Annotated in this window: 20 protein-coding genes; 15 read left to right on the top strand and 5 right to left on the bottom strand. The window is 62.1% G+C overall.

Going from position 1 to position 22,671, the window contains the following annotated elements; genetic code table 11:
• Positions 1–284 precede the first annotated feature (284 nt).
• The 5 genes from ACP7DW_RS17970 to ACP7DW_RS17950 all read left to right on the top strand — a co-directional run bounded on the left by ACP7DW_RS17970 (position 285) and on the right by ACP7DW_RS17950 (position 6,059).
• Positions 285–1,571 carry a maltoporin gene (locus ACP7DW_RS17970; protein ID WP_426056019.1) on the top strand — a complete coding sequence of 429 codons (1,287 nt, stop codon included), beginning with the start codon at positions 285–287 and terminating at the stop codon, positions 1,569–1,571.
• A gap of 245 nt (positions 1,572–1,816) precedes the next feature.
• Positions 1,817–3,070: an ABC transporter substrate-binding protein gene (locus tag ACP7DW_RS17965; protein WP_298407156.1), complete on the top strand. Its 1,254-nt coding sequence runs from the start codon at positions 1,817–1,819 to the stop codon at positions 3,068–3,070.
• Positions 3,071–3,183: 113 nt separating this feature from the next.
• Entirely contained in the window at positions 3,184–4,068 is an 885-nt protein-coding gene (locus ACP7DW_RS17960; protein ID WP_071077887.1) for a carbohydrate ABC transporter permease, read from the top strand.
• Positions 4,065–4,940 (top strand): carbohydrate ABC transporter permease, encoded by an 876-nt coding sequence (locus tag ACP7DW_RS17955; protein WP_141168740.1) that lies wholly within the window; start codon positions 4,065–4,067, stop codon positions 4,938–4,940. Before ACP7DW_RS17960 ends, ACP7DW_RS17955 begins: the two co-directional genes overlap by 4 nt.
• A gap of 9 nt (positions 4,941–4,949) precedes the next feature.
• The gene (locus tag ACP7DW_RS17950) at positions 4,950–6,059 is read left to right on the top strand and encodes an ABC transporter ATP-binding protein (RefSeq protein ID WP_071077885.1); all 1,110 of its coding nucleotides are present in this window, start codon (positions 4,950–4,952) and stop codon (positions 6,057–6,059) included.
• A 71-nt stretch (positions 6,060–6,130) separates the two neighbouring features.
• Here ACP7DW_RS17950 and ACP7DW_RS17945 read toward each other — a convergent pair whose 3' ends face one another.
• Together ACP7DW_RS17945 and ACP7DW_RS17940 are read right to left on the bottom strand one after the other, a co-directional pair.
• Entirely contained in the window at positions 6,131–7,159 is a 1,029-nt protein-coding gene (locus ACP7DW_RS17945) for a ParB/Srx family N-terminal domain-containing protein (protein ID WP_426056018.1), read from the bottom strand.
• A gap of 25 nt (positions 7,160–7,184) precedes the next feature.
• Complete coding sequence (locus tag ACP7DW_RS17940; protein ID WP_426056017.1) at positions 7,185–8,402, bottom strand: hypothetical protein; 1,218 nt, start codon at positions 8,400–8,402, stop codon at positions 7,185–7,187.
• Positions 8,403–8,638: 236 nt separating this feature from the next.
• Between ACP7DW_RS17940 and ACP7DW_RS17935 the strand changes: the two genes are divergently transcribed.
• A complete protein-coding gene (locus ACP7DW_RS17935) occupies positions 8,639–9,004 on the top strand; it encodes a type II toxin-antitoxin system RelE/ParE family toxin (RefSeq protein ID WP_426056016.1) in 366 nt (121 codons plus the stop codon).
• Positions 8,961–9,308, top strand: a complete 348-nt coding sequence (locus ACP7DW_RS17930) for a DNA-binding protein (RefSeq protein ID WP_426056015.1) — start codon at positions 8,961–8,963, stop codon at positions 9,306–9,308. Before ACP7DW_RS17935 ends, ACP7DW_RS17930 begins: the two co-directional genes overlap by 44 nt.
• Positions 9,309–9,323: 15 nt before the next feature.
• On the opposite strand, the gene ACP7DW_RS17925 is transcribed toward ACP7DW_RS17930, so the two are convergent.
• From ACP7DW_RS17925 to ACP7DW_RS17915, 3 genes are read right to left on the bottom strand one after another with little or no spacing between them, the layout of a single operon-like run.
• Positions 9,324–10,346 (bottom strand): Gfo/Idh/MocA family oxidoreductase, encoded by a 1,023-nt coding sequence (locus tag ACP7DW_RS17925; RefSeq protein ID WP_426056014.1) that lies wholly within the window; start codon positions 10,344–10,346, stop codon positions 9,324–9,326.
• Between the two features lie 50 nt (positions 10,347–10,396).
• Complete coding sequence (gene iolG, locus ACP7DW_RS17920) at positions 10,397–11,389, bottom strand: inositol 2-dehydrogenase (RefSeq protein WP_426056056.1); 993 nt, start codon at positions 11,387–11,389, stop codon at positions 10,397–10,399.
• Positions 11,382–12,248, bottom strand: a complete 867-nt coding sequence (locus ACP7DW_RS17915) for a MurR/RpiR family transcriptional regulator (protein WP_426056013.1) — start codon at positions 12,246–12,248, stop codon at positions 11,382–11,384. The genes iolG and ACP7DW_RS17915 overlap by 8 nt, the downstream gene beginning before the upstream one ends.
• 260 nt (positions 12,249–12,508) lie before the next feature.
• On the opposite strand from ACP7DW_RS17915, the gene ACP7DW_RS17910 reads away from it, so the two are divergent.
• The 8 genes from ACP7DW_RS17910 to ACP7DW_RS17875 all read left to right on the top strand — a co-directional run bounded on the left by ACP7DW_RS17910 (position 12,509) and on the right by ACP7DW_RS17875 (position 22,608).
• A complete protein-coding gene (locus ACP7DW_RS17910) occupies positions 12,509–13,513 on the top strand; it encodes a sugar ABC transporter substrate-binding protein (RefSeq protein WP_298407164.1) in 1,005 nt (334 codons plus the stop codon).
• A gap of 170 nt (positions 13,514–13,683) precedes the next feature.
• Positions 13,684–14,805 carry an ABC transporter permease gene (locus tag ACP7DW_RS17905; protein ID WP_426056055.1) on the top strand — a complete coding sequence of 374 codons (1,122 nt, stop codon included), beginning with the start codon at positions 13,684–13,686 and terminating at the stop codon, positions 14,803–14,805.
• A gap of 3 nt (positions 14,806–14,808) precedes the next feature.
• A complete protein-coding gene (locus tag ACP7DW_RS17900) occupies positions 14,809–15,594 on the top strand; it encodes an ATP-binding cassette domain-containing protein (RefSeq protein ID WP_426056012.1) in 786 nt (261 codons plus the stop codon).
• Positions 15,595–15,602: 8 nt separating this feature from the next.
• The gene (locus ACP7DW_RS17895; RefSeq protein WP_426056011.1) at positions 15,603–17,549 is read left to right on the top strand and encodes a bifunctional 5-dehydro-2-deoxygluconokinase/5-dehydro-2-deoxyphosphogluconate aldolase; all 1,947 of its coding nucleotides are present in this window, start codon (positions 15,603–15,605) and stop codon (positions 17,547–17,549) included.
• A complete protein-coding gene (iolD, locus tag ACP7DW_RS17890) occupies positions 17,546–19,387 on the top strand; it encodes a 3D-(3,5/4)-trihydroxycyclohexane-1,2-dione acylhydrolase (decyclizing) (RefSeq protein ID WP_426056010.1) in 1,842 nt (613 codons plus the stop codon). The genes ACP7DW_RS17895 and iolD overlap by 4 nt, the downstream gene beginning before the upstream one ends.
• A 1-nt stretch (position 19,388) precedes the next feature.
• Positions 19,389–20,303: a myo-inosose-2 dehydratase gene (gene iolE / locus ACP7DW_RS17885; protein WP_426056009.1), complete on the top strand. Its 915-nt coding sequence runs from the start codon at positions 19,389–19,391 to the stop codon at positions 20,301–20,303.
• Positions 20,300–21,094, top strand: coding sequence for a 5-deoxy-glucuronate isomerase (iolB, locus tag ACP7DW_RS17880; RefSeq protein WP_426056008.1), 795 nt, complete (start codon positions 20,300–20,302; stop codon positions 21,092–21,094). Before iolE ends, iolB begins: the two co-directional genes overlap by 4 nt.
• Before the next feature lie 14 nt (positions 21,095–21,108).
• Positions 21,109–22,608: a CoA-acylating methylmalonate-semialdehyde dehydrogenase gene (locus ACP7DW_RS17875; RefSeq protein ID WP_426056007.1), complete on the top strand. Its 1,500-nt coding sequence runs from the start codon at positions 21,109–21,111 to the stop codon at positions 22,606–22,608.
• Positions 22,609–22,671: the final 63 nt, after the last annotated feature.

Raw genomic sequence — 22,671 nt, 5'->3', positions numbered from 1 at the left:
AACCAAGGATTTTAATTCGTATACGTGCCGCGTGCCGAAAAATGCAGGGTGCCTGCGCAAATGCCTGCATGCAGCGCCGGAAACGCTGGCGCCAGCGGAAAAGCAGGGCAGTCAACTCGCACATCAGTACGCAAATAAAGTGTCGCAGAGTAGTCGTAGGATTACAACATAATATGTTGATATTTGTTCGTAGTATAGTTACTATGTCCCTGCTGGAAAGAATTCTGGCCAGTACATTCGGCCACGAATGACTAGATAAAAAATAACTACTGAGGAGACTTACCATGCTGCATCGCACCATGTTGAAGGCCGTGTTGAAAACGCTGCCAGCTGCCATCGTCTTAGCCATCGCCAGCGGTTCCGCTGCCGCCGATCCCATGTATCCATCCGACTCCGAAGGCTTCCACGGCTACCTGCGCGCCGGCGCCGGCAGCAATACGTCGGGCGACGGCGGTTCGCAAGGCTGCTTCGGCCTGGGTGGCAATACCATGAAATACCGTCTGGGCAATGAGTGCGACGCCTACACGGAATTCGGCTACACCAAGTCCGTCGCCAAGTCCGGCGGCGTGAACTACCTGGCCACCATCTGGGTCAACGCCTACGCGCCAAACTCCGATTTCGGCGACAACAAACTGGGTATCGTCAAGGCCTACGTCGAAGCGCAGGGACTCGATTTCCTGAACGGCGGCACGGCCTGGATCGGTAAACGTTTCTACTACCGTCCCGACATCCACATGCTGGATCTGCAATACATCAACATGAACGGCACGGGCGCCGGCCTGGACCGCATTCCTGCCGGCCCGGGTAAATTCTCGTATGCCTTCTTCAAGGACAACGACATCAAGATCGCGTTGCCGAACGGCGGCGTCAACACCAAATCGGCCGTGCGCCAGAACTTCATCTTTGGTGAGATTCCCGTCAATGAAAACGGCACGCTGGACCTGGCCGCGACCTACATCATCGGCGAAGGCAAGGATGATGTCGCCACGGGCAAGCGCAATAACGGCTGGCAACTGTCGGCCTTCCACCGTCAAGGTAAAGTGTTCGGCGGCGGCAACACCTTCGGCGTGCAGTACGGCGTCGGTCCTGGCACCGGCAATGGCGCGCAGTTCGGCGCTTCGGGCGACACCAATTTTGGTTCGGACGTGAAACGCACGCGCATCTTCAATGACATGGCGATCCAGCCGATGGCCAACTTCGGCATGGAATTCGTCGCCCTGTGGCAAAAAGACGAGTCGAACGCCAAAGGTTCCTCGACCTGGACCTCGGTCGGCGTGCGTCCTGTGTATGCATTCACCGACAACTTCAAACTGGTGGGCGAACTGGGCACGGACCGCGTGACGCAAGCGGGCGGCCAGCCGGCCAAGCGCCTGACCAAGCTGACCATCGCGCCGACGATCTCGGCCGGCCCTGGCCTGTGGTCGCGTCCTGAACTGCGCGCTTTTGTCACCTACGGCAAATGGAACGATGCGGCCACCGCGTCGGTCAATGCGTCGAACAACGGCGGCCCGATCTACAACAACAATACCAGCGGCACCTCGTACGGTTTCCAAGTGGAAACCTGGTTCTAAGTTAGCAGGCGTTGTAAGTCTAAATCAACCTGGCGCATCCTTCGCGGATGCGTTTTTGGCGCCGTCCCGTGATATAAATACGATGTAAGCATGTCATGGATCACGGCGCCGTCTTTTCACTGAAGATGATGCCCGTTTGCAAGCGGGTCTGAGCACAAGAGCGCCGGTACAGGCGCAGATTTCACCTTTTTCGGCCCCCGTATGCCGAAGCCCCCTAAAAGCTTGATCAAAAAAGGAATGTGGAGATGAAACTGAAATTCAAGATTACCCAACTGGCCGCACTGACCACCCTGGCATTTGCCGGCAGCGCCTTTGCGACCGACGTGGAAGTGTTGCACTACTGGACCTCCGGCGGCGAAGCGAAGTCCGTGGGCCAGTTGCAGCAAATCGTGAAGGAAAGCGGCTTCGGCTGGAAAGACTTCGCCGTGGCTGGTGGCGCTGGCGAAAACGCCGCGACCGCGCTGAAAACCCGCGTCATTTCCGGCAACCCGCCAACGGCCGCCCAGATCAAGGGTCCATCGATCCAGGAGTGGGGCGCCGAAGGCGTGCTGGCCAATATCGATGATGCCGCCGTTCCAGGCAAATGGGATGCCGTGCTGCCGAAAGTCGTCGCCGACATCATGAAATACAAGGGCCACTACGTTGCCGCTCCCGTCAACGTCCACCGCGTCAACTGGATGTGGGTCAATCCGGAAGTGCTGAAAAAAGCCGGCGTGGCCACCACCCCGACCACCTGGGATGCGTTCTTCGACGCGGCCGAGAAAATCAAGAAATCGGGCGGCATCGCGATCGCCCACGGCGGCCAGCCTTGGCAGGACGCCACCGTGTTTGAATCGGTCGCGCTGGGCGTGGGCGGCACGGAATTCTACAAGAAGGCCATCCTCAAGCTGGACCAGAAGGAATTGACCGGCCCGACCATGCTCAAGGTGTTCGACACCCTGGGCAAGGTGAAGACCTACATCGACAAGGATGCGGCCGGCCGCGACTGGAACCTGGCCACCGCCATGGTCATCAACAACAAGGCCGGCTTCCAGTTCATGGGTGACTGGGCCAAGGGCGAGTTCACGGCTGCCGGCAAGGTGCCGGGCAAGGACTACCTGTGCGTGGCAGCGCCTGGCACGGACAAGGCTTACACCTTCAACATCGATTCGTTTGCCATGTTCACGCAAAAGGATGCGAATGCGAAGAAAGGGCAGATCGCCCTGGCCAACGCCATCATGAATCCAAAGTTCCAGGCGATCTTCAACCTGAACAAGGGTTCCATCCCCGTGCGTTCCGGCGTTTCCAAGGACAAGTTTGACGCTTGCGCCCTGAAATCGATGGAAGACATGGACGCCACCAACAAGACCGGCGGCCTGGTGCCATCGTTCGCGCACGGCATGGCGCTGCCATCGGCCACGCAAGGTGCCGTGACTGACGTCATCGCCAAGTTCATGAATACCAACATGAGCTCGAAAGACGCGGTTGCAGCATTGGCCAAAGCGGCAAAGGTGAAGTAATCACGCCGGCGCCGGCACTCCCGCCGGCGCCCGCTGCATCGCATGCATCGCAGGCGCCCGCCCTGGCGTTCATCCAGGCCGGCGCCACACGCAGTTCTCTCTACGGCTCTCCTATGTCCATACGCAAGCAATTCGACCGATGGATACCGCAGATGGTGCTGGGCCCCACGCTCATCGCCAGTCTGCTATTCGTCTATGGTTTTATCTTTTTGACCGGTTGGCTGTCGCTGACCGAATCGCGGCTGATGCCGAACTACGAGTTCGCCGGCCTGGTGCAATACGTCGAGCTGTTCGACAATGAGCGCTGGTGGACCTCGCTCAAGAACCTCGGCATCTTCGGTGTCCTGTTCATCGGTTGCAGCATCGCCATCGGCCTGTTCCTGGCGATCCTGCTGGACCAGAAAATCCGCGCCGAAGGCGCGCTGCGCGCCATCTACCTGTATCCGATGGCGCTGTCCTTCATCGTCACCGGTACTGCCTGGAAATGGATGCTCAATCCCAGCCTGGGCCTGGAAAAGGTCATGCACGACTGGGGCTGGACCTCGTTCACCTTCGACTGGCTGGTCAATTCCGACATGGCCATCTACACGGTGGTGATTGCCGGCGTGTGGCAATCGTCGGGCTTTGTCATGGCGCTGTTCCTGGCTGGCCTGCGCGGCATCGATGATGAAATCATCAAGGCGGCGCAAGTTGATGGTGCATCGCTGCCGACGATCTACTGGCGCATCGTGATTCCCGCCATGCGTCCCGTGTTCTTCAGCGTGCTGCTGATCCTGGCGCATATCGCCATCAAGAGCTTCGACCTGGTCATCGCACTGACGGCTGGCGGACCTGGCAACTCGTCGTCCGTGCCGGCCATCTTCATGTACCAGTTTTCCTTCACCCGCGGCCAGCTGGGCCTGGGCTCGGCATCGGCCATGATGATGCTGGCCACCATCGTGGCCGTGCTCGTGCCGCTGATGTACCTGGAAACGCGCAGCGCAAAGGCGATGAGATGACACACACTCCTACACGTAACAACAAACTCACCCTGGGACGGGTGGTGTTGTACCTGCTGCTGATTCTGTTCGCGGTGTACTACATCGTGCCCCTGTACGTGACCCTGTCGACGTCGTTCAAGTCGCTCGACGAGATCCGCAGCGGCAACCTGCTGGCCTTGCCGCACGTATGGCAGTTCGATTCCTGGGCCAAGGCCTGGTCTTCGGCCTGCACGGGCGTCACCTGCGACGGCATGCAGCCGTTCTTCTGGAACTCGATCAAGATGGTGATACCCGCCGTGCTGATCTCGACCTTCCTGGGCGCCTTCAACGGCTACGTGTTCGCGCACTGGCGCTTCCGTGGTTCGGAAATGCTGTTCGCCGCCTTGCTGGTGGGCTGCTTCATTCCGTTCCAGGTGGTGATACTGCCGATGGCGCGCTTGCTGGGCGAATTCGGCCTGGCCAACACCACCACCGGCCTGGTCTTCGTGCACGTGGTATATGGCACGGCCTTCACGACCCTGTTCTTCCGTAACTACTACATCGGCGTGCCGGAAGAACTGATCAAGGCGGCGCGCATCGACGGCGCCGGCTTCTTCCTGATCTTCCGCAAGATCGTGCTGCCGATTTCGGGTCCGATTTTCGTCGTCTGCATCATCTGGCAGTTCACGCAGATCTGGAACGACTTCCTGTTCGGCATCGTCTTCGCCAGCGGCGATTCGCAGCCGATCACGGTGGGCTTGAACAATCTGGTCAACACGTCCACGGGCGTGAAGGAATACAACGTCAACATGGCGGCCGCGGTGATTGCCGCGCTGCCTACCCTGCTGGTCTATCTGGTCGCAGGCCGATATTTTGTGCGCGGTCTGACCGCAGGCGCAGTCAAAGGTTAAGGAAATAATATGTCCAGTTTATCGATACGCGGTATCCGCAAGGTGTACACGAATGGCGTCGAAGTCTTGAAAGGCATCGACATCGAGATCAAGGATGGCCAGTTCCTGATCCTCGTCGGCGGCTCCGGCTCCGGCAAATCGACCCTGCTCAACATGGTGGCCGGCCTGGAAAGCGTCACCTCGGGCGAAATCCTCATCGACGGCAAGGTGGTCAACGACCTGCCGCCGAAGGACCGCGACATCGCCATGGTGTTCCAGTCCTACGCGCTGTACCCGTCGATGACGGTGCGCGAAAACATCGCGTTCGGCCTGAACGTGAAAAAAGTGCCGAAGGCGGAGCAGGAAGAAATCGTCTCGCGCGTTGCCGAAACGCTGCAGATCACGCACTTGCTGGACCGCCGTCCGGCGCAGCTGTCGGGCGGCCAGCGCCAGCGCGTGGCCATGGGCCGCGCCATCTCGCGCAAGCCTTCGCTGTTCCTGTTCGACGAACCGCTGTCGAACCTGGACGCCAAGCTGCGCGTGGAAATGCGCGCCGAGATCAAGCTGCTGCACCAGCGCCTGAAAGCCACCATCGTCTACGTCACGCATGACCAGATCGAAGCGATGACCATGGGCGACCTGATCGCCGTCATGAAGGATGGGGTGGTGCAGCAACTGGGCACGCCGCAGGAAATCTATGACAATCCGGCCAACCTGTTCGTCGCCGGTTTCATCGGTTCGCCGTCGATGAATTTCATTACCGTCAAGCCTGTCATCGAGGGTAACGAGGTGTTTGTCGCCATCGACAACGCGGGCAAGAGCATGCGCCTGGCCTTGCCTTTCGACGCCGACAAGCTGCGCGCCTACGCGGGCCGGGAGGTGGTCCTGGGCGTGCGTCCGGAACAGATCACGGACATGAGCAGCGCGCACGGCGACGTGGGCCAGGAACTCGGTTGTCTGATCGACCTGGTCGAGCCGACCGGCCCGGATACCCTGCTGACGACGCGCCTGAACGGCGCGGCCGTGACGTGCCGCACGCACCCGCGCGAAGCCGTGCTGCCGGGGCAGACCATGCAGCTGTCGTTCAACCTGTCGAAAGCGGCCCTGTTTGATCCGGCCAATGGCGAACGCATCGCGTAAGCGGCACCTGCCATAGAGAACGGCCCGCCTGTCAGCTGACAGGCGGGCCGTTGTCGTTTGCGCCGGCGCGCTTACTGCGCCAGCGATTTCCTGTACGCGATGGCGTAGCTCAGCTTGCCTTTGTTCTGCGTCAATTCTTCCAGCGTTTCGCGGTCGACCTTGTCCAGTGCACCCAGGTCGGCGGCGCGCTTGCCGCCGCTGACGATGTCATCAGGCCGCAGCGCCACCATGGCCTGCGCCGCTTGCAGGATGACGCCTGCATACGCGGCGCGATCGAGCAGGTCGATGCGCGCCAGGTCCAGCGCCGGTTTGTCGCGCAGCCAGCCGGCCCAGTAAAATTCGAGAAATTCCGTGGCCTGCGCGGGCGGCTTGTAGCCGATCTCGCGCGTAAAGTAGACGAGCGAGCGGTACGGGTCGTCGCCCAGCGCCGCCAGGCCGATGGCGGGTGGCAGCTGCTGCGGCGTGATGGCCTGGTTCCTGCCATTTTTCAGCCACACCTTGTTTTCTGCGCGCATGCGCGTCCAGAACGCCGCTTCGCCCAGCGCGCTGAAATTGTCGCTGACCTTGACCCACACCTTCAATTGATGATTGCGCCCGCCATCGGCATCCCAGAAGGTGGAAAACGTGTGGTGGCCATCGGTCAGGTACACGACGCCGCGCGGGCCGATGACGACAGTTTTCATGTCGCCCGGGCGGCTGCCCACGGCCGCCTTGCAGCGGTAGCCGGCCGGTGGCGCGGCCAGGGTGGCGCCAGGCACATTGGCCGTGTCGGGCAAGACGTCGCCCTGGCCATTGGCCTCGCACAGGTCGGAAAATTTCTTCGGCCTGGCGATGTCGGCGATGTGCTTTTCTTCGGCCGCATAGCGTCCCAGCTTGTAGTACACCTGGTCGTAGCCGATGGCGGGCTGGGTCGGATGCAGTTCATCGAGGCGCACCTGCAGGATGCGCGGATGGGCGGCGCTGCCCACGACGGTGGCCATCAATGCCTGCTGGCGCGCACTCGGCGCGGGTGCCGTGGCGACGGCGGCATCCCTGGCCCACGCCGCATGGCTGAGGGACAGAACCAGCAGCAGGGCGCTGGCAGTATGTGTGGTGTGCATGTGACTCTCCTTTACGGTGTGCGCCTTATGCCAGCAGCGCGCTGGGCACGCGTGGCGAAGACATCAAATCGCCGAAGGCGGCCCAGTGCTCGGCGCGCGTACCGCCCTGGCGTTCGACATAGGCTTTCGCCATGTCCTGGCCCAGGTTGTAATTGATGACATAAGCGCCCATGGCATCATAGAACTGCAGGCGCTGCGCCGATTTCTCGGCCGGATACAGGCGCACGTTGACCAGCCATTCCAGCGCTTCTTCGCGCGTGATGCTGCCTTCGAGGTACTGGCGCGCGATGTCGTTGTCGGCGTAGCCGAGTTTGGCCAGCAGCGCATTGAGTTGCGCATAGCGGGGCGCCAGCGCCGGGTCCAGGCCGGCCAGCGGGTACAGCACCTGCTGCTCGAACGCCAGCCGCTCTGCATCCGTGAAACTCAGTTCGATGCCGTAATTGGCCGTGCCTTCGGCGATCAAGGATTGCGGCGAGTACAGCGGATAAATGCAGTATTCCATCCAGCCCTTGGCGCGCACCAGGTCACGTTCGAGCAGCACGTTGTAGACGTGGTGGCCCGGATAGGCCTCGTGGCAACCGAGGTCGACGGCGCGATCGATATACACGGGCAAGTCCGTATTGATCTGGATCACGCTCTGGTAGTTGCCCTTGTACCAGTTGTAGCCGCTCCATGGCTTGTCGCTGACGAATTCCAGCATGAAATCTTCGCCTGCTGGCAGGGCGATGTGCTGCAGGGTGCGTTCGCGGCCCGCGCGGATGGCCGCCTCCATGACGGCGCGCAGCTTGTCGGCGGGAATGATGAGTTGCGCACGCAAGGCATTCACGCGTTCGCTGACCGTGCCCTCGCCGGGCAGCAAGGCGTCGATTGCCGCCACCAGTGCTTCATAGTATGCACGGCCGTGATGGGGCGAGACGGCATCGTACAGGCGCGCGCTTTCCGTATCGAAATCGAGGCGTGATCCCTGCAGCATGTCGGCCTTGGCCAGCACGGCTTGCAACTGCTTGCGCAGGTTGAGGGCGCGCAAGGATGCGTCATCGGCCAGCAGGGTCAGCGCTTCATGTGCACCATCCTGGATCTCGCTCAAACCCTGTGGCTGTTCCACCGCTTGCTGCTGCCAGGCGGGTGGGCCGTAATACGCGTCCACATACGAGGCGTCGTGCTGGCCCATGGCCAAAACCAGCTTGACGTAGCGTTCGGCCACGTCGGCGAGGGAGGGGGAGTTGCGGGCGTAGTACGTCATGGTGGCCTGGGTTTTCGCGGTTGGGCAGCGCTTATTGTATAGCGCAATCGGACGCGCGTGAGGCGTGTACGCGTCACATCATTTATCTACAGCAACTGGGGAAACGCATCTTGATGTACATCAGTGACCTCTGCATTCACGGCCTGCGCGTGCGGCTTTGGTAGCAAGATGGCGTGGTCTTCTTTTTATGTGTACACGTGATTTTTTTCTTGATCTTTCTTCGTTTATGGACGAATATGATGTATGAGATCCGGCACTATCTGACGTCATCGGGCAGGGATTTGTACACGGAATGGCTGAAGCGGCAACGCGATAGCACGGCTAAAGTGGCCGTAGTCAGGCGCGTGTTGCGTCTGATAGCAGGCAACTTTGGCGACCATAAATTTTGTCATGACGGCGTGTGGGAGTTGCGCATCGACGTGGGGCCTGGCTACCGCATCTATCATGCGATTGCTGACGGGCAGATCATTTTATTATTGTGTGGTGGTGACAAGCGCACGCAGCCGAAAGATATCGAATACGCCTGTGCCTGCTGGCACGACTGGAAGGAGAGAGGACATGAGCGAGCACATCCGCAAACCACCGAGAGACCGCTCGCATGACGAGGCGATGGCCGAACTGTACCGCGACGATCCCGAGCTCGCCCTGGAACTGATCAACCATATCCTCGTCGATGGCGACCACGGCGAACTGCTGGCCGTACTGCGCCAGCTGACGCGCGCCTTTGGCGGCGTGCCTGCCGTGGCGCAGGCGGCCGGGCTCAATCCTACCCAGCTGTACCGTACCCTGTCGCGGGACGGTAATCCATCGCTCGCCACCCTGACGGCCATCCTCGACGCCATGGGCTTGCGCCTGGCAGTGGAACCCAGGCAGCCCGAACGTCCATTTCCTGCACCGGCTGCCTGAGTCCCTGCCTTGGGCTTAAAATTCCACGGGCCGTGCTTCGCGCATCGCCTGCGTCATGGCCAGGCCGATGCGCGTCGCTTCCGTCGCGTCGTGCAAGGTCAGTGACAGGGTGCGCCGGCCCAGCGCCGCATCCGTGAATTCCTGCGCCTCGATCAGGAAGGCGTCGGCGAAGCGGGCATAGAAGTCCGGCGTGCATTCATTGCGCACGCCATGCGCATCCGAAATTTCCACCCGGTTCAGGCGCGGATTGCTGCCCACGGCCAGGCGGCCGCCCGTGCCGAACACTTCCGTCAGGGTTTCATGGCCATGCGCCATGGTGCGCGAGGCCATGAAGCTGGCCATGCTGCCGTCGGAAAATTCGACCGTGGCCAGGCCGTTGTCGACGTCGCCGAATGCCTGCAAGCCCGTGTGGATGGCGTTGGTGCCGCTCGCATACACGCGCTTGGGCACGGGATTGCCCAGCAGCCAGCGCGCCAGGTCGATATCGTGCACGCTGCAATCGAGAAAGATGCCACCGCTGGTGGGGGCGAAGCGCATGAAGGCGCCGCTGGGGTCGTTCTGGTCGCAGGTCTGCGACCGCACCAGATACGGCTTGCCGATCAGTCCTTGGGCGATCTTTTGCTGCGCGTCATGGTAGCTGGCGTCGAAACGCCGCACGAAGCCGATCATGATGGTCAACTGCGGGTGGCGCGCCGCTTCCGCTTCCACCTTCAGGCAGTCGGCCAGGTCCAGCGACAGCGGCTTCTCGCAAAACACGTGCTTGCCGGCGCGCAGGGCGGCGATGATCTGGTCCGCATGCAGCGAGGTGGGCGTGACGAGAAACACGGCGTCCAGGCCCGGATGGGCCAGCAGGGCGTCGTAGTCCGCATAGCCGGTGGTGATGCCGAGCTGGCTGGCGGCCCAGTCCAGTTCGGCCGGTACGGGGCTGCAGGCGGCGACCACTTGCGCATTGGGCACGCGCTGCGCCAGATTGATGGCGTGGCGCTGGCCCAGCCGGCCCAGGCCGACGATGCCGAGGTTTAATGTTGGGGATGACATGCTGTCTCCAGATATTTTTATTTTTGGTTTATAAAGTTACGACGCCAGGGTCACGACACGAGGTTTACAACACGACTTTCGCGCCACGACAGCGTGGCCGCCTCGGCCAGTTCCAGCGCTTTCAAGCCATCGTGGACGGTGGTGCGCAGCGGCGTGCCGTGGCTGAGGGCGTCAAAGAAGTGCGCCATTTCCTGCGCGTACGCCACGCGGTAACGTTCCAGGAAAAAATCTTCCGGCTTGTCCACACTGACGTTCACGGCGCCATAGGCCGTCACTTCCGTCGGCTTGTGGTTGCCCGCCTGCAGCATGCCGGCGCTGCCCAGCACTTCGAAGCGCTGGTCGTAGCCGTAGGCGGCGCGGCGCGAGGCATTGATCTGGCACAAGCGTCCCTTGGCCGTGCGGATGGTGACGACGGCCGTGTCCAGGTCGCCCGCTTCGCCGATGGCCGGATCGACCAGGCAGCTACCCGTGGCGTGCACGCTGACGGCTTCATCGTCGAGTATCCAGCGGAAGATGTCGAAATCATGGATCAGCATATCCTTGAAGATGCCACCCGAGACCTTGATGTAGCTGACCGGTGGCGGGCCCGGATCGCGGCTGGTCACAATGAGCAGCTCCGGCGTGCCGATTTCGCCCGCCTCGATGCGTGTCTTGACGGCATTGAAGGTGGGGTCGTAGCGGCGCTGGAATCCCAGCATGCACATGACCCTGGCTTCCTTGACGGCGGCGGCGCAGGCGCGCGCCCGGTCCAGCGTCAAATCGACGGGTTTTTCGCAAAAGATGGCCTTGCCGGCGGCGGCCGAGCGCAGTATCAGGTCCGCGTGGGTGTCCGTGCTGGAAGCGATGACGACGGCCTTGACGGCCGGGTCGGCCAGCGCCGCTTCCACCGTGGCGCTACTGCCACCATGCAAGTCGGCCAGCGCGGCGGCCGCTTCCTGGTTGACGTCGACCACGTACTTGAACTGTACGCCGGGTTGGGCAGCCAGGTTGGCCGCGTGGATTTTGCCGATGCGTCCGGCGCCAAACAATGCTACTTCAATCATCATGTTCTCCTGGGGTGTGGATTTCTTCGATGTCGAGCTCTAATTTATATGCCAGCGCGATGAACAGCGCCTGGCACAGGCAGATGGTGCTGGTCAGCGAGCGGAAGGCGAAGGCGCTGCCCTCGGTGACAGTGAGCAGCGCGTCGGCGGCCCGCGCGAGCGGGGCCAGCTTGCTGTCGGTAATCACCAGGACCTTGGCGCCCTTGTCTTGCGCCGCCTTGATGCACTGCTGGGTTTCCTTGCCGTACGGCGAGAAACTGATGGCGATCGCCACATCGCGTTCGCGCACGCTGCGCATCTGTTCGCGGTGCATGCCGCCCAGTCCGCTGATCAGGTGCACGCGCTTGTCCGTGTGTTCCAGCGCGTAGGCGATGTAGGAGGCGATCGGGAAGGACCGGCGCACGCCGATCACATAGATATTGTCTGCTTTTAACAGCAGGTTGACGGCCGCTTCCAGCTGCGCGTCGTCGAGGCCGGCGGCCAGGTCGTCCAGGCCGGCACGGCTGGCGCCGACGAATTCGCGCGTCAGGTCGCCTGCGCTGAGGGCGGCGTCGCGTGTGGAAATGAGCTTGCGGATGCGCTGCTGGTAATCGGGCGTGGCGCCGGCCTGGTCCGTATAAGCCTGGCGGAACACATCTTGCATTTCGGAAAAGCCCGTGTAGCCGAAGCGCTGTGCGAAACGCACGATGGCGGACGGCTGCACGTCGCAAGCGGTGGCGATTTCGCTGATGCGTTCGAGCATCAGGCTGGCCCGGTGCTTCTCGATGTATTGGGCGATGACTTTCAACTGGCGCGACAGATTGTCGTACTCGGCGGCGATGTGTTGCATCAGTTGTTCGATGGGGGCGGTGGCTGCCATGCTGTTTCCTTTGGGCTGGTTCTGGCGAGAATTATAGGAGTGAATGCAGAAAATAGAAATGATTTTCTATTTATATTTATTTTGAAAATTTTATTGCATTTGTCTTTTTTGTGGCCTAAGCTGTGCGCAGTGCATCGGGTCTTGCCGGCTTTCCGGCTCCCCGTTGACACGCTTCAAAAGCTGGCAACTATAAAAATTAATCCTTCAAGGAGACATTCATGCAAAGCAATAAGCGTAAGGGATTTCTGAAGAGCCTGGCCATGCTGGGCCTCGGCCTGGGACTGGGTCTGGGCATGAACGCCAGCCACGCGGCGGGCGAGAAATTCGTGTTGATCAGCCATGCGCCCGATTCCGATTCCTGGTGGAATACGATCAAAAATTCTGTCAAGCAAGCAGGTGAAGACTTCAATGTCACGGTCGACTACCGCAATCCGCCGAATGGCGACTTGGCCGACATGGCGCGCCTGGTCGAGCAATCGGCGGCCCGCAACTACGATGGCGTGATCGTCAGCATCGCCGATTTCAGCGTGCTGCAAAAACCGCTGGGCCTGGTGGCGGCGAAGAAAATCCCCTTCATCACGATCAATTCCGGCACCCTGGCGCAAAGCGAACAGCTGGGCGCCGTGATGCATGTGGGCCAGCCTGAGTACGAGGCAGGCAAGGGCGCGGGCGAAAAAGCCAAGGCGGCCGGCATCAAGTCCTTCGTCTGCGTCAACCATTACGCGACGAATCCATCGTCGTTCGAGCGCTGCCGCGGTTTTGCCGATGCGATCGGCGTCGACTTCAAGGCCGCCACGCTGGATGCGGGCGAAGACCCGACCACCATCGAAAGCAAGCTGAGCGCTTTCCTGCGCAACAATCCGAAGACGCAAGCCGTGCTGGCGCTGGGCCCGACCTCGGCCCACGCTTCGCTCAAGGCGCTGGAAAAAATGGGCTTGAAGGGCAAGATGTGGTTTGCCACCTTCGACCTGTCCGATGAAATCTCGAAAGCGATCAAGGATGGCAGCATTCAGTTCGCCATCGACCAGCAACCTTACCTGCAAGGCTACATCCCCGTTGCCGTGCTGGCCATCATGAAGCAGGACAAGACCAGCGACATGGCCAAGGTACGCGAAAAGCTGATCAATAACGCCAAGTTCAAGGCGCGCCTGGCCGAATATGGCCTGGCACCATCGTATGGCCCGCGCCATATCGGTTCCGGTCCTGGGTATGTGACCAAGGACAATATCGGCAAGGTGGAGAAGTACGCCGGCCAGTTCCGTTAAGCACCGGCTTCTCAATTCAATCAATACTTAGTTGTTGTCCCCGCGCGCAGGCCAAGCTTGCCGGCGCGCGGGTCCTGCCGCCCTGGAATTGTTGTCGAGGCTGGCAGGTTGCTATAAAACAAGGGAGACATAGCATGAGTACCGTGAAATTCAGCGTGGAACAGGGCGGCATGGCCGCCTCGGGCGCGCCGCCGCAAAAACAGGCTGCCGATGAGCGCGTGGGGCAGGTCAGCTGGCTCAAGCGGCTGTTCAGCCGTCCCGAATTCGCCTCGATCTCGGGCGCCATCCTGGTGTTCGCCTTCTTCATCCTGACGGCCGGCGACTCTGGCATGTTCAACCTCGACGGCGTGATCAACTGGGCGCAAGTGGCCGCCTACTTGGGCATCATCGCCATCGGCGCCTGCGTATTGATGATCGCCGGCGAATTCGACCTGTCGATCGGCTCCATGATCGGCTTTTCCGGCATGATGATCGCCATCCCTTCCGTGTATTTCCACTGGCCCGTGTGGGCCGCCATCCTGTTCGCCTTTGCCGGTTCGATGGCGCTGGGCTGGCTCAACGGCTACCTGGTCATCAAGACGCGCTTGCCGTCGTTTATCGTCACCCTGGCCTTCCTGTTCATCTTGCGCGGCCTGACCCTGGCCCTGTCCATCATGTTTGCCAACCGCACCATCGTCAGCGGCATCGGCGCGCTGGCCGCCGACGACTGGCTGGCCCTGACCCTGTTCCATGGCGAAGTGGGCACGTCGCTGTTCGCCTGGATGGCCAAGGCGGGCTGGATCACGGCGCTCGACAATGGCGCGCCGCTGGTCAAGGGCATCCCCAAGGTCATCGTCTGGTGGGCCGGCCTGGCGCTGGTGTCCGGCTTCGTGCTGGCCCGCACCCGCATCGGCAACTGGATCTTCGCCGTCGGCGGCGACGCCAACGCGGCCAAGAACGTGGGCGTGCCCGTGAAAACCATCAAGGTATCGCTGTTTGTCTTCACCGCCTTCTGCGCCTGCCTGTTTGCCACGCTGCAAGTCTTTGACGTGGGCTCGGCCGCCGCCGACCGCGGCATGCAAAAGGAGTTCGAAGCCATCATCGCGGCCGTCATCGGCGGCGCCTTGCTGACGGGCGGCTATGGTTCCGTCGTCGGCGCCTGTTTCGGCGCGCTGATCTTCGGCGTGGTGCAGATCGGCATTACTTACACCAATATCAATTCGGACTGGTTCCGCGTCTTCCTCGGCGTCATGCTGCTGATCGCGGTACTGTTCAACAACTTTGTCCGTGCACGTGTCACGGAAGCGAGATAAGCCATGAGCGAATACATCCTTGCGCTGGAAAATATCAGCAAACGTTTCGGCTCCGTCATCGCCCTGCAAAACGTCACCCTGCGCCTGAAACCGGGCGAAGTGCATTGCCTGCTGGGTGACAACGGCGCCGGCAAGTCGACCCTGATCAAGACCCTGGCCGGCGTGCACCGGCCCACCAGCGGGCAATATCTGGTCGACGGCAAGCCCGTCTGCTTCAATTCGCCGAAGGAAGCGCTCGACCTGGGCGTGGCCACCGTCTACCAGGACCTGGCGCTGGTGCCCTTGCTGTCCGTGGCGCGCAATTTCTTCATGGGCCGCGAGCCGATCAAAAAAATGTTCGGCGTGCTGCCCGTGATGGATATGGAGTATGCGGCCACCACGGCGCGCGACAAGCTGGCCGAGATGGGCATCATGGTGCGCGACCCGCATCAGGCCGTGGGCACCATGTCGGGCGGCGAACGCCAGTGCCTGGCCATTGCCCGCGCCATCCACTTCGGCGCGCGCGTGCTGATCCTCGACGAGCCGACGGCGGCCCTGGGCGTGAAACAGTCGTTCAATGTGCTGAAACTGATCTACAAGGCGCGCGAGCGGGGCTTGTCCGTGATTTTTATTACCCATAATGTGCACCATGCCTACCCCGTGGGCGACTCGTTCACCCTCTTGAACCGGGGCAAGTCGCTGGGCACTTACACCAAGGAAACCGTTTCCAAGGATGAAGTACTGGACATGATGGCGGGCGGTGCGGAAATGCAAACGCTGATGGCTGAACTCGACGGTGTCACGATTTAAGGATAACCATGAATAACCCGACACAATTTGCCCACGGCCGCGCGCTCGACGTGATCTGCCTGGGCCGCCTGGCGGTGGACCTGTATGCGCAGCAGATCGGCAGCCCGCTGGAAGACGCGACCAGTTTCGCCAAATACCTTGGCGGCTCGTCGGCGAACATCGCCTTCGGCACGGCCCGCCTGGGCCTCAAATCGGCCATGCTGTCGAAAGTGGGCGACGACCACATGGGCCGTTTCCTCACCGACACTTTGTCGAAAGAGGGCTGCGACGTCAGCCATGTCGGCATCGACCGCGACCGCCTCACGGCCCTCGTCATGCTGGGCATCAAGGATAAAAACACCTTCCCCCTGATCTTCTACAGGGAAAATTGCGCCGACATGGCCATCGACGCGTCGTCGGTGGATGCGGCCTTCATTGCCTCCAGCAAAGCGCTGTTGATCACTGGCACGCATTTTTCTACCAGTGCCATGCACGCCGTCAGCACGCAAGCATTGCAACTGGCCCGCGCCAACAACGTGCGCACCGTGCTCGACATCGATTACCGGCCCGTGCTGTGGGGACTCTCCGGCAAGGCGGACGGCGAAACGCGTTTCGTCTCGAACGACGGCGTGACCAGCCATTTGCAGGCGATCCTGCCGCAATTCGACTTGATCGTCGGCACGGAAGAGGAATTCATGATCGCCGGCGGCGGCGCCGACATCATGGCGTCCCTGCGCGCCGTGCGGGCCGCTACCCTGGCGACGCTCGTTGTCAAGCGGGGCCCGCTGGGCAGCGCCGTCATCGACGCCACCATTCCGCAAAGCCTCGACGATGCATATAACTACCGTGGCGTGCGCGTGGAAGTGCTGAACGTGCTCGGTGCGGGCGATGCGTTCCTCTCCGGTTTCCTGAAAGGCTGGCTGCGCGGCGAGGATTACGAAGCGTGCTGCCGCTACGCGAATGGCTGCGGCGCCCTCGTCGTGTCGCGCCATGGCTGCGCGCCGGCCATGCCGTCGCCCGTGGAACTCGACTATTTCCTGGCCAATGCGGCCAGGCTGACGCAGCCGGACCAGGACGCCACCTTGTCCCGCTTGCACCGCACGACGGTCGCGCGCAAAGAGTGGGATGAGCTGTGCGTGTTTGCCTTCGACCACCGCACGCAATTCTTTGAGCTGGCGCAACAGACGGGCTCAGCCGAGTCGCGTATCTCGGCCCTGAAGCAATTGATGGTGCAAGCCGTGGCGCAGACGGAAACGGCCTTGCAGCTGGCCGGCAAGACGGGCGTGCTGATCGATGGCCGCTATGGCGTCGACGCGCTCAACGATGCGACGGGGCGCGGCTGGTGGATAGGCCGTCCGGTGGAATTGCCGGGCTCGAATCCGCTGCAGTTCGACTGGGGCCGCTCCATCGGTTCGCATCTGCTCAGCTGGCCAAAGGAACACGTGATCAAATGCTTGGTGCAGCTGCACCCGGACGACACCGTGGAAAACCGGCTGGAACAGGAAGCGCAGATCAAGGCCCTGTACGACGCGGCGCAAGTGAGCGGTCACGAACTGCTGTTGGAGGTGATCCCGTCGGAATCCCTGCCGCACAGTGACGATACCGTCTTGCGCGCCGTCAAGCGCCTGTACAACCTGGGCATCTATCCGGAATGGTGGAAGCTGGAAAGCATGTCGGCCAAGCAATGGCAAGCCATCGATGCCCTGGTGCATGAGCGCGATCCGTATTGCCGTGGCGTTGTCTTGCTGGGCTTGAATGCGCCGATCGAGAAACTGGCCGCCAGTTTTCAGCAAGCCAGTGCCAGCACCACGTGCCGTGGCTTCATGGTGGGCCGCACCATCTTCCAGGAACCGAGCCGCCGCTGGCTGGCCGGAGAGCTCGACGATGCGGGCCTGATCGCCGCCGTGCGCGCCAACTTCGAGCAGCTGATTTCCCTCTGGCAGCGCACGCGCAACCGTCTGGAGCGTGCCGCATGAAGACGACGATCCGCTTGACCATGGCGCAGGCCCTGGTACGCTATCTGGCCGCCCTGCGCACGGAGGACGGTGATGGTTCCTTGACCCCCCTGTTCGGCGGCGCCTTCGCCATCTTTGGCCACGGCAACGTGGCAGGTATTGGTGAGGCGCTGTACCAATACCGGGAATCCTTCCCCACCTACCGCGCGCACAACGAACAGGCGATGGCGCATTCGGCCATTGCCTACGCGAAAGCGCACATGCGCCGGCGCATGCTGGCCGTGACCAGTTCCATCGGCCCCGGCGCCACCAATTTGCTGACGGCCGCCGCCCTGGCGCACGTGAACCGCTTGCCCGTGCTCTTGCTGCCCGGCGACGTCTTCGTGTCGCGTGCGCCGGACCCGGTCTTGCAGCAGCTGGAAGATGGCAGCGACGGCAGCGTCTCGGTGAACGATGCGTTCAAACCGCTGTCGCGTTACTTCGACCGCATCGTGTATCCAGAGCAATTGCTGACGGCCTTGCCACGCGCCATTGCCGCCTTGACGGACCCGGCCGCCTGCGGTCCCGTCACGTTATCTCTGCCGCAAGACGTGCAGACGATGGCGTATGACTATCCGGAAGAATTCTTTATGCCGCGCATCGTGCGTTTCCGCGCCGTGCCGCCCGTCGAGCAGGAACTGGAAGAAGCGGCCGCACAGTTGAAAAACGCGAAGCAGCCGCTGATCGTGGCCGGCGGCGGCGTGCTGTACGGCCAGGCCAGCGCCGCGCTGCGGGCGTTTGCCGAACGCCATGGCATTCCCGTGGCGGAAACCCAGGCGGGCAAGAGCAGCTTGCCGTGGGACCATCCGCTGCAGCTGGGCGCCATCGGCGTCACCGGTTCGCCCGCCGCCAACGCGCTGGCGGCGCAGGCCGACGTGGTGCTGGCCGTCGGCACGCGCCTGCAGGATTTCACGACGGGATCGAACTCCCTGTTTGCGCAGGCGCAACTGGTGAGCCTGAACGTCAACGCTTTCGATGCGCTGAAACGCCGCGGCCTGGGCTTGCAGGCGGACGCGAGCTTGGGCTTGCAAGGCTTGTCGCGTCATCTGGATCAGTGGCGCAGCGCCGATGAGTGGCGCGATCGCGCGTGCCAGGAAGGACAGCAATGGCGCACTGCCGTGCTGGCCATCACGGGCCAGCGGGAAGTGGCCGGCTTGCCGTATGACGGCGAAGTCATCGGCGCCGTGCAGCGTTCATCCAAGGACTCCACCACCCGCGACATCGTCGTCTGCGCGGCGGGCACCTTGCCGGCCGAATTGCACAAACTGTGGCGCACGGAAACACCGGGTGGCTACCACATGGAATACGGCTATTCGTGCATGGGCTATGAAATCGCCGGCGGCCTCGGTGTCAAGATGGCCAAGCCCGATGCCGAGGTGATCGTCATGGTGGGCGATGGCAGCTATCTGATGATGAATTCGGAAATCGCCACTTCCGTCATGCTGGATAAAAAGCTCATCATCGTCGTGCTCGACAACCGTGGCTACGGCTGCATCAACCGATTGCAGCAGGCGTGCGGCAATGCCTCGTTCAACAATATGTTGCCCGACAGCGCCCCGCGTATCGACTTCGCCCTGCATGCGCAAGCGATGGGCGCGCTCTCCGAACACGTGGCCAACATTGCCGAACTGGAACAGGCGATGCTGCGCGCCCGCGCCGCCGCGCGTACCTATCTGATCTGCATCGACACGGACGACACGCGCACGACGCAAGAGGGCGGCTGCTGGTGGGAAGTGGCCGTACCGGAAGTGTCCACCCAGCCAGGCGTGCAAGCTGCGCGCGCCCGTTATGAAAATGATCGCCTGAAACAAAGGAATTGAGATGACTACCTGGAATGTCAAGATCGGCATCAACCCGATCTCGTGGATGAACGACGATTTGCCATCGCTGGGCGGCGAGACGCCGCTGGAAACGGCCCTGAAGGAAGGCGCCGAAATCGGCTACGTGGGTTTTGAATTGGGCAACAAGTTTCCGAAAGACGCCCCGTCCCTGAACGCCGTGCTGGGCAAGTATGGCCTGGCGTGCGTCTCTGGCTGGTATTCGGGACGGCTGGCGCACCGCTCTGTCGAGGAAGAGATCGCCTCCGTGGCATCGCACTTGCGCCTGCTGGCCGACAGCGGCGCCACCGTCATGGTGTACGGCGAAGTGGCCGACGCCATCCAGGGCGAAGCGCGGCCTTTGTATAAGCGCCCGCGTTTCCAGTCGCCGCAGCAATGGCAGGATTACGCCGACAAGCTGACGGCGTTTGCGAAGCACTTGCTCGACCACGGCGTGCGCCTCGCGTACCACCACCACATGGGCGCCTACGTGGAAACGCCGGCGGACGTGGATCAATTGATGGCCCTGACGGGGTCCGAGGTCGGCTTGCTGTTCGACACCGGCCACATCACCTTTGCCGGCGGCGACGCGCTGGCGGTGCTCAATAAACATATCGACAGGATTTGCCACGTGCATTGCAAGGACGTGCGCCCCAACGTGGTGAAACTGGCCCGTAATGGCCACTGGAGTTTCCTGCAAGCGGTGATCAATGGCGCCTTCAGCGTGCCCGGCGACGGCTGCATCGATTTCCCGGCCATCCTGACGCGGCTGTATCTGCATGGCTACGCGGGCTGGCTGGTGGTGGAGGCGGAGCAGGACCCGGCCGTGGCGCCCAGTTACCAGTATGCAAAGATGGGCCACGACTACCTGGCGCATCTGGTCGAGGCCATTCCCCGCCTGGGCAGGGAGGCGGCATGAGCCCGCTGCTGGTGAAAGCAGGGCAGGGACAGACCATCGTCGAAGTCACGCCCGAGTCGGCCGGCTGGACGCATGTGGGCTTTGCCGCGCACCGCCTGGCGGCCGGCGAGCACATCAGCCTGGAAACGGGCAGCCGTGAACTGTGCATCGTCGTGTTGACGGGCACGGTCACCGTGCGGGCCGGTGAACAGATGTGGGAAACCATCGGCAATCGCGCCAGCGTCTTCGAGGATCGCTCGCCCTACGCCGTGTATGTGCCGCTCGATACTCAGGTCAGCATCACGGCCGTGAGCGCCGCCGAGGTCGCCCTGTGCAGCGCGCCGGCCACCACGCACCGTCCGGCGCGCCTGATCGAGCCGTCTGCCATGACGCGCTCCGTGCGCGGCAAGGGCGCCAATACCCGCTATGTGTGCGACATCCTGCCGCAGACGGCCGAGGCGGACGGCTTGCTGGTGGTCGAGGTGGTCACGCCGTCCGGTCATTCGTCGAGCTATCCGCCGCACAAGCACGACAGCGACAATGTGCCGCTGGAAAGCTCGCTGGAAGAGACGTACTACCACCGGCTGAACCCGGAGCAGGGCTTCGCCTTTCAACGGGTCTACACGGATGACCGTTCCATCGACGAAGCCATGGCCGTGGAAAACCACGACGTGGTGATGGTGCCCAGGGGTTACCACCCCGTTACCGTGCCGTATGGCTATGACGGCTATTACCTGAACGTGATGGCCGGCCCGCAACGCGTGTGGCATTTTAAAAACGACCCGGCCCATGAATGGCTGATGACGAAATAACCAAGGACAAGACAATGACAACGCAACAGATCGGCCACTTTATCGGTGGCAACCCCATGGCGTCGCGCTCCGAGCGCACGAGCGACGTTTTTAACCCTGCCACGGGCGCGGTGACCGCCAAGGTGGCCCTGGCCACCGCCGCCGAGCTGAACGCGGCCGTGGCCGCCGCCCACGCGGCCTTTCCCGCCTGGTCGCAAACCTCGCCCCTGCGCCGCGCCAGGGTCATGTTCAAGTTCAAGGAATTGCTGGAGCAAAACGCCGACAAGCTGGCCGCGCTGATCACAAGCGAGCACGGCAAGGTGTTCACGGATGCCAAGGGCGAAGTGACGCGTGGCATCGAAGTGGTGGAGTTTGCCTGCGGCATCCCGCAGATGATGAAAGGCGAATATTCGGAGCAGGTGGCCGGCGGCATCGACGCCTGGTCGATCCGCCAGGCGCTCGGCGTCTGCGTCGGCATCACGCCGTTCAACTTTCCCGTCATGGTGCCGATGTGGATGTTTCCGATGGCGATTGCCTGCGGCAATACGTTTGTATTAAAGCCGTCCGAGCGCGACCCGTCGGCCAGCCTGCTGCTGGCGCAACTGTTGACGGATGCGGGCTTGCCCGATGGCGTGTTTAATGTGGTGCAGGGCGACAAGGAAGCCGTCGATGGCTTGCTGCACCATCCGGACGTGCGCGCCGTCAGCTTTGTCGGCTCCACGCCGATCGCCGAAACCATCTACGCCACCGGCTGCGCGCAGGGCAAGCGCGTGCAAGCCTTGGGCGGCGCGAAAAACCACATGGTCGTCATGCCGGACGCGGACATTCCGCAGACGGTCGATGCCCTGATGGGCGCGGCCTTCGGTTCGGCCGGCGAGCGCTGCATGGCCATTTCCGTCGTCGTGGCGGTGGGCAATGTCGCGGACCAGCTGGTCGAAGCGCTGGTGCCGCGCATCGCAGCACTCAAGATTACGCAGGGCATGGATCTGTCGGCCGAGATGGGGCCGGTGGTCACGCAAGTGCACAAGGAGAAGATCGCCGGCTACATCGCCACCGGCGTCAAGGAAGGCGCCAAGCTGGTCAGTGATGGGCGCGGTTTCGTGCTGCCCGGCCATGAGCACGGCTTTTTCCTTGGCGGCAGCCTGTTCGACCACGTCACGCCGGAAATGACGATCTACAAGGAGGAAATCTTCGGGCCAGTCCTGTGCATCGTGCGCGTGCCCGATTTCACGGCGGCGCTGGACCTGGTCAATGCGCACGAGTATGGCAACGGCACGGCGATTTACACGCGCGACGGCAACACGGCGCGCGAATACACGCACCGGGTGCAGGTGGGGATGGTGGGCGTGAACGTGCCGATTCCCGTGCCGATGGCGTTCCACAGCTTCGGCGGCTGGAAGCGCAGCCTGTTCGGCGACCACCACGCGCATGGCCCGGAATCGGTGCGCTTCTACACGAAACAGAAGGCCGTGACGCAGCGCTGGCCGGCCTCGACGGCGGCCGGGGCGGAGTTTGCCATGCCGACCTTGAAGTAATCCCGCTGTAAAACCGGCTGGTTCGCTTCTTGCTTACTGCAATGGTTAATCGTTTAGCCATTG

Origin of the sequence: Janthinobacterium sp. PSRC1-1, assembly GCF_049897525.1 — a bacterium.
GTDB classification, from domain to species: Bacteria; Pseudomonadota; Gammaproteobacteria; order Burkholderiales; family Burkholderiaceae_D; genus Janthinobacterium; species Janthinobacterium tructae.
This window is presented reverse-complemented; position numbering and strand designations above follow the sequence as displayed.

Coding starts and splice junctions, on each gene's coding strand:
- ACP7DW_RS17970 (WP_426056019.1), top strand. CDS start 285: ATGCTGCATCGCACCATGTTGAAGGCCGTGTTGAAAACGCTGCCAGCT.
- ACP7DW_RS17965 (WP_298407156.1), top strand. CDS start 1,817: ATGAAACTGAAATTCAAGATTACCCAACTGGCCGCACTGACCACCCTG.
- ACP7DW_RS17960 (WP_071077887.1), top strand. CDS start 3,184: ATGTCCATACGCAAGCAATTCGACCGATGGATACCGCAGATGGTGCTG.
- ACP7DW_RS17955 (WP_141168740.1), top strand. CDS start 4,065: ATGACACACACTCCTACACGTAACAACAAACTCACCCTGGGACGGGTG.
- ACP7DW_RS17950 (WP_071077885.1), top strand. CDS start 4,950: ATGTCCAGTTTATCGATACGCGGTATCCGCAAGGTGTACACGAATGGC.
- ACP7DW_RS17945 (WP_426056018.1), bottom strand. CDS start 7,159: ATGCACACCACACATACTGCCAGCGCCCTGCTGCTGGTTCTGTCCCTC.
- ACP7DW_RS17940 (WP_426056017.1), bottom strand. CDS start 8,402: ATGACGTACTACGCCCGCAACTCCCCCTCCCTCGCCGACGTGGCCGAA.
- ACP7DW_RS17935 (WP_426056016.1), top strand. CDS start 8,639: ATGATGTATGAGATCCGGCACTATCTGACGTCATCGGGCAGGGATTTG.
- ACP7DW_RS17930 (WP_426056015.1), top strand. CDS start 8,961: ATGAGCGAGCACATCCGCAAACCACCGAGAGACCGCTCGCATGACGAG.
- ACP7DW_RS17925 (WP_426056014.1), bottom strand. CDS start 10,346: ATGTCATCCCCAACATTAAACCTCGGCATCGTCGGCCTGGGCCGGCTG.
- iolG (WP_426056056.1), bottom strand. CDS start 11,389: ATGATTGAAGTAGCATTGTTTGGCGCCGGACGCATCGGCAAAATCCAC.
- ACP7DW_RS17915 (WP_426056013.1), bottom strand. CDS start 12,248: ATGGCAGCCACCGCCCCCATCGAACAACTGATGCAACACATCGCCGCC.
- ACP7DW_RS17910 (WP_298407164.1), top strand. CDS start 12,509: ATGCTGGGCCTCGGCCTGGGACTGGGTCTGGGCATGAACGCCAGCCAC.
- ACP7DW_RS17905 (WP_426056055.1), top strand. CDS start 13,684: ATGGCCGCCTCGGGCGCGCCGCCGCAAAAACAGGCTGCCGATGAGCGC.
- ACP7DW_RS17900 (WP_426056012.1), top strand. CDS start 14,809: ATGAGCGAATACATCCTTGCGCTGGAAAATATCAGCAAACGTTTCGGC.
- ACP7DW_RS17895 (WP_426056011.1), top strand. CDS start 15,603: ATGAATAACCCGACACAATTTGCCCACGGCCGCGCGCTCGACGTGATC.
- iolD (WP_426056010.1), top strand. CDS start 17,546: ATGAAGACGACGATCCGCTTGACCATGGCGCAGGCCCTGGTACGCTAT.
- iolE (WP_426056009.1), top strand. CDS start 19,389: ATGACTACCTGGAATGTCAAGATCGGCATCAACCCGATCTCGTGGATG.
- iolB (WP_426056008.1), top strand. CDS start 20,300: ATGAGCCCGCTGCTGGTGAAAGCAGGGCAGGGACAGACCATCGTCGAA.
- ACP7DW_RS17875 (WP_426056007.1), top strand. CDS start 21,109: ATGACAACGCAACAGATCGGCCACTTTATCGGTGGCAACCCCATGGCG.